Origin of the sequence: Stenotrophomonas sp. Br8 (assembly GCF_014763005.1) — a bacterium.
In the GTDB taxonomy this organism is placed as follows: domain Bacteria; phylum Pseudomonadota; class Gammaproteobacteria; order Xanthomonadales; family Xanthomonadaceae; genus Stenotrophomonas; species Stenotrophomonas lactitubi.
In genome coordinates, this window is sequence record NZ_JACGTN010000017.1 from 19,988 (window position 1) to 34,827 (window position 14,840).

10 protein-coding genes are annotated in these 14,840 nt (G+C 66.8%); 6 read left to right on the forward strand and 4 right to left on the reverse strand.

Annotation, left to right across the window (positions count from 1 at the left end; genetic code table 11):
- Positions 1–24 precede the first annotated feature (24 nt).
- Positions 25–1,194 (reverse strand): porin, encoded by a 1,170-nt coding sequence (locus tag H3005_RS15290; protein WP_100462677.1) that lies wholly within the window; start codon positions 1,192–1,194, stop codon positions 25–27.
- 329 nt (positions 1,195–1,523) lie between these two features.
- Between H3005_RS15290 and H3005_RS15295 the strand changes: the two genes are divergently transcribed.
- Together H3005_RS15295 and H3005_RS15300 are read left to right on the forward strand one after the other, a co-directional pair.
- Positions 1,524–2,879: a dicarboxylate/amino acid:cation symporter gene (locus H3005_RS15295; RefSeq protein WP_089236772.1), complete on the forward strand. Its 1,356-nt coding sequence runs from the start codon at positions 1,524–1,526 to the stop codon at positions 2,877–2,879.
- 229 nt (positions 2,880–3,108) lie between these two features.
- A complete protein-coding gene (locus H3005_RS15300) occupies positions 3,109–5,400 on the forward strand; it encodes an NADP-dependent malic enzyme (RefSeq protein ID WP_100553509.1) in 2,292 nt (763 codons plus the stop codon).
- A gap of 399 nt (positions 5,401–5,799) precedes the next feature.
- Here H3005_RS15300 and H3005_RS15305 read toward each other — a convergent pair whose 3' ends face one another.
- Positions 5,800–6,555 carry a basic secretory protein-like protein gene (locus H3005_RS15305; protein WP_100553508.1) on the reverse strand — a complete coding sequence of 252 codons (756 nt, stop codon included), beginning with the start codon at positions 6,553–6,555 and terminating at the stop codon, positions 5,800–5,802.
- Positions 6,552–9,896 (reverse strand): GH92 family glycosyl hydrolase, encoded by a 3,345-nt coding sequence (locus H3005_RS15310; protein WP_191078519.1) that lies wholly within the window; start codon positions 9,894–9,896, stop codon positions 6,552–6,554. The genes H3005_RS15305 and H3005_RS15310 overlap by 4 nt, the downstream gene beginning before the upstream one ends.
- Before the next feature lie 437 nt (positions 9,897–10,333).
- On the opposite strand from H3005_RS15310, the gene H3005_RS15315 reads away from it, so the two are divergent.
- From H3005_RS15315 to H3005_RS15330, 4 genes are all read left to right on the forward strand, one after another.
- Positions 10,334–10,531, forward strand: a complete 198-nt coding sequence (locus H3005_RS15315; RefSeq protein ID WP_025874129.1) for a zinc-finger domain-containing protein — start codon at positions 10,334–10,336, stop codon at positions 10,529–10,531.
- Between the two features lie 15 nt (positions 10,532–10,546).
- Positions 10,547–11,662: a glycosyltransferase gene (locus tag H3005_RS15320; RefSeq protein ID WP_100553506.1), complete on the forward strand. Its 1,116-nt coding sequence runs from the start codon at positions 10,547–10,549 to the stop codon at positions 11,660–11,662.
- Positions 11,643–12,974, forward strand: coding sequence for an O-antigen ligase family protein (locus H3005_RS15325; RefSeq protein ID WP_191078520.1), 1,332 nt, complete (start codon positions 11,643–11,645; stop codon positions 12,972–12,974). Before H3005_RS15320 ends, H3005_RS15325 begins: the two co-directional genes overlap by 20 nt.
- Before the next feature lie 376 nt (positions 12,975–13,350).
- Positions 13,351–13,800, forward strand: a complete 450-nt coding sequence (locus tag H3005_RS15330) for a transposase (RefSeq protein WP_191078521.1) — start codon at positions 13,351–13,353, stop codon at positions 13,798–13,800.
- Positions 13,801–13,904: 104 nt separating this feature from the next.
- Here the strand turns inward: H3005_RS15330 and H3005_RS15335 are convergent, their stop codons facing one another.
- Complete coding sequence (locus H3005_RS15335; protein WP_089236760.1) at positions 13,905–14,822, reverse strand: LpxL/LpxP family Kdo(2)-lipid IV(A) lauroyl/palmitoleoyl acyltransferase; 918 nt, start codon at positions 14,820–14,822, stop codon at positions 13,905–13,907.
- Positions 14,823–14,840 lie beyond the last annotated feature (18 nt).

A 14,840-nucleotide genomic window follows, 5' to 3' on the forward strand; every position in this document is an offset into this window, starting at 1 on the left:
CCGGGATCTGACACGTGGAAGGGATCAGAAGTGCATCTGCGCGCGAAGTTCGAAGATCTCCGGGGTGCTGTGCACACCGCGACGGCTGGCATCGACCTTCACGTAGTTGGCCTGGAACTTGAAGTGGCTGGTCAGGTACCAGTTCGCGCCCAGGGTCAGGTCGTGCTGGCGGCCGCCGAGGATGCTGCCGTCGTCCAGGTCCAGGCGGCTGTAGCGGGCCACCAGTTCCACCGCGCCGTAGTCGTGCGCCGGCTTGATGTTGGCAACGGCGCCGGCGTTGTACGGGCGCGATTCGCCGGTCAGCACCCAGCTGGCCATCGCGTACTGGCCGTGGCCGGTGTAGTCGGGCTTGCCATCATTGCGGGTGACCGTCGCCTGCAGCGCTTCGGCCTGCAGCGAGAACGGACCGCGGATCCAGATACCTTCCAGGCCGGTGCGGCGGATCTGGTCGGCGGTGACCAGCGCGCCCGAATCGACGAGGCGGATGTCGGTCAGCCCGGCTTCCGGGCGGGCGCGCAGGCGCGCGCTGGCTTCATGATGCACGTCGCGGCCATCGTGGTAACCGCGCGGGTTTTCCTGCGAATAGGCCAGGCCCAGGTGGATCACATCGCCCGGTGCCTTTACCGGCGTCCACACCGCACGCACCGCCTGGGTGGTGCCGGGGTTGTCGCCCTGCAGGTCCTTGCCGCCATAGGCGCCGGCCTGCAGCAGGTACTGCGGACGCTCCAGCACCCATTCCACGCCGGTGCGACGGCCTGCGTAGAACGCCTGCACGGGCAGCGCGGTTTCCAGGAAGCTGCCGGCGCGCGAGGAGGTGTTCGCATCCAGGCCGACCGGGGTCTTCATGTAGCCGAAGCGGAAGCGGCCGACATCGCGGCCGAAGAACGCCTTGCTCTCGAAGCGCACGAACACGTCCAGCCAGGTGTCGGCCTGGAAGTCGTAGTAGACCATCGCGTCGTACACGCCCTTCTTTTTCAGGGTCGCGCCGAATTCCTTGCGGCGCACCGCGTCGTCATCCTCGATGCCGCTGGCGGACGAGAAGTCGTTGTAGTCGTAGGCGATGTTGGCGGTGGCGGCCAGTTCGGTGCCGTCGCCGAAGGTGTACTTGGTCGGCCAGTTGTCGAAATCGGCAGCCGAAGCGAAGGCGGGAAGCGCCGCCAGGGAAAGGGCGAGCAAGGTGGGAATCGGGCGCATGATGGTGCGGCTCTCTCAGATGCGTGTGGACAGGACAACAACGGCCGCAATGGCCGGAACTTTCGCAATGACGCGCCCGGCCGTTCAGGTCGGGCCACCGGCATCCCCGCGATCAGCGGTGCGGCGCCAGTGTAGGCAGCGCAGCCACCTGAACCGGGGGGCTAGTACCAATAGGTTATCTGCGTGGCGGTGCGTGGCGCGTACAAAGGCGTCCATTGGTCGCACCCCTGTGCCTGCAATCGAGGGGCATGCGATCAGTTTCCACGGTAACGGTTCCCGTGCATTTCCGGGGCCGTACGTGCCTGAAAACGCCCCTTCCGGAGTCCGCCATGCACATCCCGACCGCTGCGCCGGTGCCCAGCAAGCCGTTGCCGCTCTACCGCCAGCTGTACTTCCAGGTGATCGTGGCGATCGTCCTGGGCGCTGTCCTCGGCCACTACGAGCCGCTGATCGGCGAGAAGATGAAGCCGCTCGGCGATGCCTTCATCAACCTGGTGAAGATGATCATCGCGCCGGTGATCTTCCTGACCATCGTCACCGGCATTGCCGGCATGACCCATCTGCGCACGGTGGGCCGGGTGTTCGCCAAGGCGATGGCGTACTTCCTGTTCTTCTCCACGCTGGCGCTGATCGTCGGCATGATCGTGGCGCACGTGGTGCAGCCCGGCGCCGGCATGAACATCAACCCGGCCGAGCTGGACCAGACTGCGGTACACAGCTACGTCGAGAAGTCGCACGACCTGACCCTGGTCGGCTTCCTGATGGACATCATTCCGAAGACGCTGCTCAGTGCCTTCGTTGACGGCAACATCCTGCAGGTGCTGTTCGTGGCGGTGCTGTTCGGCATCGCGCTGGCCTCGGTGGGCGAGAAGGGCAAGCCGATCCAGAACTTCCTGGAAGCGCTGGTCGCCCCGGTGTTCAAGCTGGTGCACATCCTGATGAAGGCCGCGCCGATCGGTGCATTCGGTGCCATCGCCTTCACCATCGGCAAGTACGGCGTCGGCTCGCTGGTCAACCTGGCCTGGCTGGTCGGCTCGTTCTACCTCACCGCCTTCCTGTTCGTGGCGGTGATCCTGGGCGTGGTCTGCCGCCTGTGCGGCTTCTCGGTGTTCAAGCTGGCCCGATACCTGAAGGCCGAGCTGCTGCTGGTGCTGGGCACCTCGTCGTCGGAGTCGGCGCTGCCGTCGCTGATGGAGAAGATGGAACGTGCCGGCTGCAGCAAGTCGGTGGTCGGCCTGGTGGTTCCCACCGGCTACTCGTTCAACCTGGACGGCACCAACATCTACATGACCCTGGCCGCGCTGTTCATCGCCCAGGCCACCAACACCGAACTGACCCTGGGCCACCAGATCGCGCTGCTGCTGGTGGCGATGCTCAGCTCCAAGGGCGCGGCCGGCGTCACCGGTGCCGGCTTCATCACCCTGGCCGCCACCCTGGCGGTGGTGCCGGAAGTGCCGGTGGCCGGCATGGCGCTGATCCTGGGCGTGGATCGCTTCATGAGCGAATGCCGTTCGCTGACCAATTTCATCGGCAACGCGGTGGCCACGGTGGTGGTCTCGCGCTGGGAAGGTGCGCTGGACCGCGACCGCCTGAAGCTGGCGCTGGATGGTCGCGAAAGCGAACTGCCGCCGCCGGTCGATGCCGTGCCGCTGGCGATGGCCGAGGCGCTGCCCGCCAAGGGCTGATCCGGGTGTGTGGTACTGCGGGGCCGGTCACGACAGTGGCACGGCCCCGCAGCGTTTCAAGGCGTCCCACGGCTGTCATCGCCAGCGCCGAAGCTGTGCTCTGATAACGTCGCATACGCCATGGAATTGTGCGGTCGCAGCATCACTGCGACAGCATAGCGACAGGTCCGACCGCTCCAACGGGGGTATGATCCCCTGTCCCTTCTGCCCATTCATGTAACCCACATCGATGTCCAACGAAGATTTCAAACAGGCCGCCCTCGATTACCACCGGATGTCTCCGCCCGGCAAGATCAAGGTTTCCGCTACCAAGCCCATGCTGACCCAGCGCGACCTGTCGCTGGCGTATTCGCCGGGCGTGGCGTACGCCTGTGAAGCGATCAAGGCCGATCCGCAGCAGGCCAGCGAGCTGACTGCCCGCGGCAACCTGGTGGCGGTGATCTCCAACGGCACCGCGGTGCTGGGCCTGGGCAACATCGGCGCGCTGGCTGGCAAGCCGGTGATGGAAGGCAAGGGCGTGCTGTTCCAGAAGTTCGCCGGCATCGATGTGTTCGACATCGAAGTGGACGAGAACGACCCGGACAAGCTGGTCGACATCATCGCCTCGCTGGAGCCGACCTTCGGCGGCATCAACCTGGAAGACATCAAGGCACCGGAGTGCTTCATCGTCGAGCGCAAGCTGCGCGAGCGCATGAAGATCCCGGTGTTCCATGACGACCAGCACGGCACGGCGATCATCGTCGGTGCCGCGGTGCTGAACGCCATGGCGATCACCGGCAAGAAGATCGAAGAAGTGAAGCTGGCGACCACGGGCATGGGCGCGGCCGGCATTTCCTGCGTGAACATGCTGGTGCAGCTGGGCCTGAAGCCGGAGAACATCCTGGCCTTCGACCGCGAGGGTGTGATCCACACCGGCCGTACCGACCTCGACCCGGAAAAGCAGCGCTATGCGCGCGATACCGACAAGCGCACCCTGGCCGAGATCGTCGACGGCGCGGACATTTTCCTGGGCCTGTCGGCACCGGGCATCCTGACCGCCGAGATGGTCAAGACGATGGCGCCGGATCCGGTGATCTTCGCCCTGGCCAACCCGACCCCGGAAATCATGCCGGAACTGGTGCGCGCTGCGCGTCCGGACGCGATCATCGGCACCGGCCGTTCGGACTACCCGAACCAGGTCAACAACGTGCTGTGCTTCCCGTACCTGTTCCGCGGTGCGCTGGACGTCGGCGCGACCGCGATCAACGAGGAAATGAAGATCGCCTGCGTGCGCGCGATCGCCGCGCTGGCCCGCCGTGCCGCCACCGACATGGGCTCGGCCTATGGCGGTGAAACCCCGAGCTTCGGTCGTGAGTACCTGATTCCGCGTCCGTTCGACCGTCGCCTGCTGGTGGAGCTGTCGGCTGCCGTGGCCCAGGCCGCGATGGATTCGGGCGTGGCGGCACGTCCGATCGCCGACATGGAAGCCTACCGGCAGAAGCTGTCGCAGTTCGTCTACCGCACCAGCCTGATGATGAAGCCGGTCTACGACCGCGCGCGCAGCGACAAGCAGCGCGTGGTGTATGCCGAAGGCGAAGAGGAAGTGGTGCTGCAGGCGGTGCAGAACGTGGTCGACGACGGCCTGGCACATCCGATCCTGATCGGCCGCCCGGAAGTGATCGAATCACGCATCGAACGCCTCGGCCTGCGCCTGAAGATCGGCGAGAACATTGAAGTCACCAACATCAATGACGACCCGCGCTTCAACGAATACTGGCAGTACTACCACGGCCTGACCGGCCGTCGTGGCGTCACCGTGGCCGCCGCCAAGAACCTGATGCGTTCGCGCCCGACCCTGATCGCCGCCGTGATGGTGGCCCGTGGCGAAGCCGATGCGATGCTGACCGGCATTGTCGGCCGCTTCCACAAGAAGCTGGGTTACGTGCGCAGCGTGCTGCCGCTGGAATCGAAGGTCACCTCGACCTCGGCGATGACCGGCGTGATCAACCAGCAGGGTGTGTTCTTCTTCGTCGACACCCACGTGCAGGAAGACCCGACCGCAGAGCAGCTGTGCGAAGCGACCCTGCAGGCGGCGTACCGCATGAAGCTGTTCGGCGTCGAGCCGAAGGTGGCACTGCTGTCGCACTCCAACTTCGGCAGCCACGATTCGAAGGATGCGCTGAAGATGCGCCAGGTACGCGAGCTGCTGCTCAAGCGCAACCCGCGTCTGAACGTGGACGGCGAAATGCAGGGCGACACCGCATGGGATGAAGCCCTGCGCCAGAAGCTGCTGCCGGGCTCGACCCTGCAGGGCCGTGCCAACCTGTTCGTGCTGCCGAACCTGGAAGCAGCCAACATCGCCTACAACCTGGTGCGCGTGTTCACCGATGGCGTGGCGATCGGCCCGATCCTGATGGGCGTCAACAAGCCGGTGCACATCCTGACCACCAGTGCGACCTCGCGCCGGATCCTGAACATGACCGCGATTGCCGCCGTCGATGCGCAGATCCGCAAGCAGATCGAAGCGGAAAAGAAGGCGTAAGCCTTCGTTCCGCTGCGATCTGCAGAAACGCGCCCTTCGGGGCGCGTTTCTGTTTCCGCAACGCGGAAACCGGATCGGGTAGCGCCGGGCCATGCCCGGCGAGCGCGCAGCGCGGCGCTTCTCGCATTCCGCCGGGCGTGGCCCGGCGCTACCGGAGAACTGCAGCCGCCCGGTAATCGCCCTGCAACCTCGCTGCGGCCCAATACGCCCACGCGGCCTGGCCGTGGGAAGGGACCGGACCGGCCTTCCCACCCTGGGCCCGACCAACTTTCCATGGGCGGAGCAGTGTCATGCGCAGTCGAGTGAGCAAGCGGTATTTCCAGCAGTTGTTCGCGCTGTACGCCGGTTTCGTGCAATCGCGTTGAAGGCTGCCGGGGCATCGCCCCGGCAACGTTGAACTTACCGCCGCTTCGCGCGTCGTGCGGGCGGCGGCGCAGGGGCCGGGGAGCGCGGCTTGGCGTACTCCGTCCACAGCGCCGGCAGGGTCTTGCCGGTGTGCTTCTGCCACAGCGCGGGTGCATAGCGCCCGTCGCGCAGATCCTTGTCCAGTGCCAGCACCAGTCCCGGGTGCGCCGCTTCGGCCCACTTCAGGAAAGCACCGGTCACCCGATAGCCACTTTCCACCGTCTGGCCCTGGCTCAGCTTGTCCGGCAACGCCCAGCCCGCAGCGGCGTTGTTCATGCCGTAGCGATCGCGTGCGTAGTCGGCGATGCCCTCCACCAGCCAGCCCGGCACGCGCTTGTCGCCGTAGCTGGGGTAGCCCTGCACGATGTGCATTGCTTCGTGGGTCACCAGATCGATGTCATCCGGGTGCTGGGCCAGCCAGCCCGGATTGATGGTGATGGTGCTGGCCTTGTCCTTGTCGCCGACGAAGGCGACGCCGTTGTACGCCGGATCGATCACGATGCGCACTTCGTTCGGCGCGGCCGGGCGGAAGTCCGCACGCTCGCGCAGGTAGGCGAAGTAGAACGTATCGATGATGCGCTTGCGCACCGGCGCGGCCAGCGCACCGGTGGCGTCCTGGTAGTACAGCGTTACCCCGTCACGGCTGACCTGGCCATCGAAGGCCTGGGTCTGCGGCTGTGCTTGGCTGAGACTTGGAAATACAAGGGCGGCAAGAGCGAGGGGGAGGAAACGTAGGCGCATGGACGTCATTGTAGGGGGGAGGGCGCCAACAGTTCGATCTCGGCCAGCTGCAGGCGCCCCGGCGCAGCCAGGCGCAGACGGTACTCGGCGCAGCGTGAGGGCGAAGCGATACGGAACGGGCGGGTCTGCCGGGCCGAGGTGAAATCTTCTCCGCGGCGCTGGTCCAGCGTTACCCAACGCCCATTGCCGGCACGTGCTTCCAGCGTCCATTCGCCGCCGCGGATAGCGGCATCACCGCTGGTCAGCGTATACATCGTCGGTACGCCATCGCCCACGTGGCTCAGCGCGATGGTCGCGCCACCACCCAGCGGCACTGCCGTCGTGGCATCGTCGTCCATCAGCGCGGGCAGGGCGCGACCGTCGGCCAGCGTTGCCTGTGCGCCGCCACCCAGAAGATCGTGCAGCAGCTGCGGTCGCTGGCCACGCGCGGTCAGCGAGCGCGGCACATCATCCACGCCGCTGCCCCAGCGTGACGGCTGCGGGCCCATCACGAAGTCCAGGGTCGCTCCCTTGGCGATCACCTCGTGCGGCACCCAGGTCTTCGTCCACGGCTTGCCGTTGATCTTCAGCGACTGCACGTACACGTTCTCACGCGAATTCTGCGCTGCATTGACGGTCAATACCGCGCCGCCCTGCAGTTCGACGCGCGCATGCTGGAACGCCGGCGAACCAATCGCGTACTCCGGCGCGCCCATCCGCAGCGGATACAGGCCCAGCGAGGCCAGCACGTACCACGCTGAGGTCTCGCCGTTGTCCTCGTCGCCCGGATAGCCCTGGCCGATCTCGCTGCCGACGTACAGCCGCGACAGGATCTCGCGCACATGCTGCTGGGTCTTCCACGGCTGTCCGGCATACAGGTACATCCACGGGATGTGGTGTGCCGGCTGGTTGCTGTGCGCGTACATGCCCATGCGCACATCGCGCGCTTCGGTCATCTCGTGGATGGTGCCGCCGTAGGAGCCGGCGAACGCGGCGTCGGCGGTTTCCGGCGTGGCGAAGAAGGTGTCGAGCTTGGCGGCCAGCTTGTCGCGGCCACCGTACAGCGCGGCCAGGCCTTCGCCATCGTGCGCGGCGGTGAAGGCGAACGTCCAGCCATTGGATTCGGTGTAGTCGTGGCCCCACACGCGCGGGTCGTAATCCTTGGCCTGCAGGCGCCAGCTGCCATCGGGCTTGCGGCCCTGGAAGAAGCCGGCGGCCGGATCGAACATCGTCGCGTAGCTGGCGGCGCGGTAGCGGAAGTAGTCGGCTTCGGTGGCGTAGCGTTCGCGCGCGGACGATGTCGTCGCGCGCGTGGCCAGCGCCTCGGCCATGTTGGCGATGCCGAAATCATTGAGCGCCCCTTCCATCGTCCACGACATGCCCTCGTGCACGTCGGCGCTGGCGTAGCCGCGGAACGTTGAGCGGTCCATGCCCTTGCGGCCGACATGGCGGTCCGGCGGCACCACGGTGGCGTTCTTCAGTGCTGCGGCGTAGGCCTCTTCGGGATCGAAGCCACCGATGCCCTTCAGCCACGCATCGGCGAAGGCCACATCCGAGCTGGTGCCGACCATCAGGTCCGCGTAGCCGGGCGAGGACCAGCGCGCGATCCAGCCACCGGCGCGGTACTGCTCGATGAAACCCTGTACCAGCTGCCCGGCATCTTCCGGGGTGAACAGCGCATACGCCGGCCAGGTGGTGCGGAATGTGTCCCAGAAGCCGTTGTTGACGAAGACCTTGCCGTCGCGCACCGGTGCGAAGCTGCGCGTCGCGCTGCCATCGGTGTTGTCATCGGCGGCGCTGGCTTGGCTGGCATAGCGCCATTCGGGAGCGGCGGCGGTGCCCGCATTCTCGTGGCCGGAATTGGGATACAGGTACAGTCGGTACAGGCTGGAGTACAGCGTGGTCTTCTGGTCGTCGCTGGCGTTGCCGATGTCGAAGCGGGCCAGGCGCGCGTCCCACGCATCCTGTGCACGCCCGGCCACGCTTTCCAGAGTATCGGCTGCGGCGATTTCCAGCGCCAGGTTGTGGCGTGCCTGCTCGATGGAGATCAGCGACGTGGCGATGTGCATCGTCACCCGGCGCTCGCTGCCTGCGTCGAACTTGATGTAGCCGGTCGGGCGGCCGGTATCGATCTGGCCGCTGCTGCGCCACGGCCTGTCGAAGCTGGCCACCACATACATGCGGGTGGTGCCGTTGGACAAGCCGCTGCGGGTATCGGTGTAGCCGGACAACGTCTGCGTAGCGGCATCAAGGGTCAGCCCACCACGCGCATCGACGTTGTCGAACAGCAGGTTGGCGTCGCCGCCTGTGGGGAAATCGAAGCGGAACAGCGCGGCATGGTCGGTGGGGGCGATGGATGCGGCGATGCCGTTGTCGAAGCGCACGTCGTAGCGATACGGGCGCGCGCTTTCCTGTGCGCGGTCGAAGGGCAGTGCACGCTTGCTGCGATCAGCTTCAGGCACACCGCGCGTGGCGGAGGGCATCACCTGGAAGGTCTGGCGGTCGCCCATCCACGGGCTGGGCTGGTGGCTCAGGGCGAGTGCCTGCAGCTGCGGCCGGTTCTTCGCATCGTTCTGCTCGTTCCAGCGGTACAGCCAGTTCAGGGCGCCGGCATCGGTCACCGGCGTCCAGAAGTTGAAGCCGTGCGGTACAGCGGTGGCCGGGAAGTTGTTGCCGCGCGAGAAGGTGCCATTGGCCTGGGTTCCGCGCGTGGTCAACACCCAGTCGGAGACACGCTGCGGTGCCTGCCGTGGCTGCACGTCCAGGCGCACGTCGTCGATCCAGCCCGACACGGGGGCGCCATCGGCGCTTGCCACCTCGAGCTCGATGCCGATCACGCGGCGGCCCTTCAACGCGGGCACATCACCAAGGCGTACCGCCTTGCGCGCCCACTGCTGCGGATACAGCGTCTTCGAGTCGCCCTGCGCCTGTGCGCCCAGCGCCACGCCGTGCTGGTCGCGCGCGCCGCTGGCGGATACGCGGCTGCCATCGTCCAGCAGCAGGTCCAGCGAGACATAGGTGGAGGCCACGGTGTCCTTGCCGACGATCTCCGGCAGTACCAGCCAGGACAGCGTGGTGTCGGTGTCGATGGGCAGATCGGTCTTGAACAGTTCGCGGCGCGCCTGGCCGCCATTGGCGCTGTAGTGCAACGCATGCAGGCCGCTGTAGCCGACGTTGCGCTTGGCCGCGTACGGCGCGCCGGGGCCGCTGCCGACTTCAACGGACAGCGCGCCAGCGGATCTGGCCGGTGCCGGCTCGCCCGGCTCGAAGGAGGTCTGCAGCCCTTGCGCCAGCACCGGTGTCGCAGTGGTCGCACAGGCCAGGGCCAGGGCGAGCGGAAGCAGGGCGCGGCGTGGATCGGACAGGGTCATGCAGGGTCTCCCGGTAGGGCAGGCGGCAGGCAGAACCCGCATCGGCGAACACCACGGACAGCATCGCCCCGCCCGCCACGGGGCAGTCGGGAGACGATGCCGGTCCGGTGGGGGGCGGGCCATGCGATCGGGTCAGGAATGGATCGCTGCCGATGCTGCAACAGCCGGCGGCGCCCTGACAAGTGCCATTTAGTTCGATCCAAATGCGGGAAATTCGAACGAAGACCGGTTCTGCACGGAACTGACTGGTGCGCTTGGGGATTTCCTGCCGCCGTAGCTCGGCGTCGCCGCCGGGGAGCGGGCAGGGCGGTTGCATGGCGGGGCCAGGGCGTTGACCTGAAGCAGGCCAACGCGCGCAGCGGCCACGCAGCGCACGGTGTTTGCCGGGCCCAGATGATAGAATCGCAGGCCTCGCAATCCGTTCATCGACATCCGCCATGAGCCATACCGCCACCGCGCCCGCCAACGCTGAAAAGCGCTACACCGTGCACCGCAGCGATCTGCCGCTGAGCTGCCCGACTCCGGAAATGGCGCTGTGGAACTCGCATCCGCGGGTGTACCTGCCGATCGAAGACGAACCCAACGGGCAAGCGCAGTGTGCTTACTGCGGTGCCGTGTTCGTGCTGGCCGACTAAGCGGCCGCCCCCTCGATGCGCCGATTGACCGTGGTGCAGTTGCTGCCGGCGCTGCACTCCGGTGGCGTCGAGCGCTCGACCCTTGAAATCGCCGCGGCCCTGGTCGCTGCCGGCCATCGCGCGCTGGTGGTGTCGGCCGGTGGTCGCCTGGTGCAGCCGCTGCTCGACAGCGGTGCCGAGCACCTGACCCTGGATATCGGCCGCAAGTCGCTGCTGACGCTGCGCCATCTGCCGACCCTGCGCCGCCTGTTCACCGAAGTGGGCGCCGACATTGTCCACGCCCGTTCGCGCCTGCCGGCGTGGCTGGGGCTGTATGCGATCCGTGCGATGCAGCCGGCGCAGCGCCCGCATTGGGTCACTACCGTGCATGGGCTGAATTCGCCCGGCCGCTACAGCGCGGTGATGACCAGCGGCGAACGCGTGATCTGTGTATCCAACAGCGTGCGCGACTACGTGCACACGCATTACCCCACGGTGGCCCGCGACAGGCTGCAGGTGATCCCGCGTGGGGTGGATGTCAGCCAGTTCCCGCGTGTGGCCCGCGCCGATCGACGGCCTCGGCTGGCGCTGGCGGCGGACTATCCCTGGCTGGCCCAGGTCGATGGACCGCTGTTGCTGCTGCCCGGTCGCGGCACGCGGCTGAAAGGTCACGCCCACGCGCTGCAGTTGCTGGCCGATGTCCGTGCAGCGGGCGTGCCGGCGCAGCTGTGGATGCTGGGCACCGACGAGCCTGGCCGCGAAGCCTATGTGGCAGAGCTGCGCAGGCAGGCAGATATGCTTGGCGTGACCGGGGCCGTGCACATCAGCACGCCGACTGCGCGCATCGCCCAGGCGTACGCGGCCAGCGATCTGGTACTGCAGCTGTCGGACAAGCCGGAGGCCTTCGGTCGCACTGTGGTCGAAGCGTTGTCGGTCGGCAGGCCGGTGCTGGGCTGGAACCACGGCGGCGTCGGCGAACTGCTGCAGCAACTGCAGCCCAGTGGTGCCGTGCCGCTGGGCAATGCGCAGCTGTTGGGTGAACGTGCGCTGGCGCTGCTGGCCCAGCCGCCATCGCTGCCGGGCCGTATCCCGTTTACCCTGCAGGCCATGCAGCGCGATACCCTCCGCCTTTATGCCGACCTCGCTGGCTGACGCCACGCCGACCCTGCGCGACGAGCGCGCTGGCCGCTGGGCACCCTGGTGGGTGCTGGCCTACGTCGCGTTGTGGCCGCTGCCAGGCATTGCCGAAACGGTGCTGGGCCTGGGAGCCTTGTACGCCGCCGCACGCATGGTCATCCGCCGGGTACAGCATCGACCGCATCTGCTGAGCCCGGCAGCGTGGGCGCTGACATCGATTCTTTTCCTTGGCTACTGGTTGCCACAGGCGTTCTCGGCCTTCGATGCCGTCGACCCGTCGGCGTCGTGGACCAAGGCGGCGGCCGGGCTGCGCTATCTGCCTTTCATGTGGCTGGTGGCGATCGCCGTGGCCACCCCGCAGCGGCGGCGCTTGACCCTGGGCGGACTGGCGGTGATCACCGGGCTGTGGACGCTCGATGCGCTGGTGCAGGCACTGGCAGGCACCAGCCCCTGGTTCTGGTCGCTGCAGCAGCTCAAGCTGGCCATCAGCGGCCACGCGTTGTGCCCGGCCGATGAAGCCGCGCTGGCTGATCGTCTCAGCGGGGCGCTTGGTCCGTGCAACCTGAAATTCGGCCAGGTGCTGGCCAGCCTTTCGCCGTTCCTGTTGTTGCCGGTGGCGCGCCGTTTCGGCAATGCGGGCTGGTTGCTGGCCGCTGCTGCGGTGGGCGTGGTGCTGTTGCTGGCCGGCTCCCGTGCCTCATGGATCACCTTCGGCCTGGTGGTTGTCTACAGCGGCGTGCGCCAACTGGGATGGAAGCGGTTGGGCCTGCTGGCGCTGGTGGGTGTTCTCTCAGCGGGCGTACTGACGGCCAGCGTGCCGCAGCTGCGGGAGCGTGTGGCGCGCACGGCAATGGCCTGGGGCGGTGGCGAGGACGGGGTCGAACAGGCACTGTCCGGTCGTACCCGCATCTGGAGCGCGGCGGCCTGCATGATCGAAGCGCATCCGATCAATGGTGTCGGTGCACGTGGCTTCCGCGATGCCTATCCCCATTGCGTTGCGGATGAAGGGCCGGCGGTGTGGGGCACGATGCCGGCGCTGCACGCCCACCAGATCGTGCTGGAAATCCTTGCCGAAACCGGTGTGCTGGGTCTGTTGCTGTGGCTGGCAGCGGTGGCGCAGGCATGGCGGGCATGGCGCTTCGCCCCGGCAGCGGCGCGCGAGCGTGCACGGCCGGCGATGCTGGCATTGGCGGTTACCGTGTTCCCGCTCAATACCCACCTGGCGTTCTATTCCGCGTTCTGGGGCGGCCTGACCGTGCTGCTGGCCGCGCTGTTCGTCGGCACGTTGCTGGCGCGCGAACCGGACGATCTGCCGCGCGCCGCGTAATCTCCGCATCCACGCATGGCGTGGATCTACCGGAGTGCGCGGGGCGGGGGCGTATCCACGCATGGCGTGGATCTACCGGGGTGCGCGGGACGGGGGGCGTATCCACGCATGGCGTGGATCTACCGGAGTGCGCGGGGAGGGGGGCGTATCCACGCATGGCGTGGATTTACCGGATTACTCGGGGTGGGTGGTCGTATCCACGCATGGCGTGGATCTACCGGATTACGCGGGGACATTGGTCGTGTCTGATCAGTAGATCCACGCCATGCGTGGATGGGCTTTCCCATGAACATTGGCCGTCGTTGCGGCTTTTCCCGACCTGCCGCGAGGTGGTCCGCCAATGCACGCAGGGTCGCGCAACCCGCAGTCTGTGCCCATGGCCAGCCCCAGACTCCGTTACGGTCGCTACTCGCGAACCGGCAACGTGTACTCACTGACCACGGCGACCCACGGCCGTGCCCCCTTGTTCGCCGATGCCGCCAACGTGGCGGTCCTGGTCGATACCCTGCGCTTCATCGAACGCAATGCCTTCAGCCACAGCCTCGCCTGGGTGGTGATGCCCGACCACCTGCATTGGTTGATGGAACTGCAGAAGGGAACGCTGGCCCAGTGCATGGCCGTGCTCAAATCACGCAGCAGTCGGCTGCTGAACCGGCAACTGGGACGGAAAGGACCGCTCTGGCAGCACGGCTACCACGACCATGCGGTACGCACCGATGAATCCCTTCATGAAAAGGCGATGTACATCCTGGCCAATCCGGTGCGGGCCGGACTGGCCGGCGAGTTGGGGGAATACCCCCACGCCTGGTGTCGTTGGCCGTTGTAGATTCCGGCATCGGAACGGAGAGCATCCACGCATGGCGTGGATCTACCGGGGAAGCAGTAGATCCACGTCATGCATGGATGGGGCATTTCCGACCGCCCGTCATCTCACTTGTAGAAATCGCTCCGCCCACCGGGCTGGCGCTTGAAGCGGCGGTGGATCCACAGGTACTGGTCCGGTGCCTCGCGCACCATCTGTTCGATGGCCTGGTTCACCCGCGCGGTATCGGCTTCTACATCTTCGCTGGGGAAATTCTCCAGCGGCGCACCGATCTTCAGGAAGTACTTCCCGCCTTCGCGGCGATGGAAGTAGGGGATGACCGCGCAACCGGTCATCCGCGCCAGCTGGTGGGTTGCGGTGATGGTGGATGCGGTGTGGCCGAAGAACGGCACGAACACGGTGTCCTTGCCACGCATGTCCTGGTCGGGCGCGTACCAGAGGAAGCCGCCCTTCTTCAGGTGGCGCACCGTCGCGCGGATATCCTCGTTGGCGTACATCGCCTTGGCATAGCGCAGGCGGCCGAACTTCACCGCCCACTCGTACACCGGGTTCTTGTGCTTGCGGTACATGCCGGACAGGTCGACGTGGTCGCACAGCAGGCGGCCGCACATCTCCAGGGTCATGAAGTGGCCCGAGACCAGCAGCACGCCGCGACCTTCGGCCTGCATCTGCTTGAGGTGTTCCAGCCCTTCGATGTGCACCTGCGGGCGGATGCTGTCGATGCTGCCCCACCAAGAGCGCGCGCATTCGAAGATGCCCACGCCCAGTGCATCGAAGCTGTCGCGCACCAGGCGCTTGCGCCAGGCCTCGTCCTTCTCGGGGAAGCACAGCTTGAGGTTGACCTCGGCGGCATGGCGGCGGCTGCCGGCCAGGCGCCAGGCGATCGAGCCGACCCCGCGGCCGAGCGCGCGCTGCAGCATCCACGGCAGCCGGGCGATCCCGAAGGCAGTGAACATGACGGCAAACATCGGCCAGTTGCGTGGATCACGCAGCGACGGACGGACGGCGGTGGTGGCATCGGACATGCCGCCATTCTACCAACC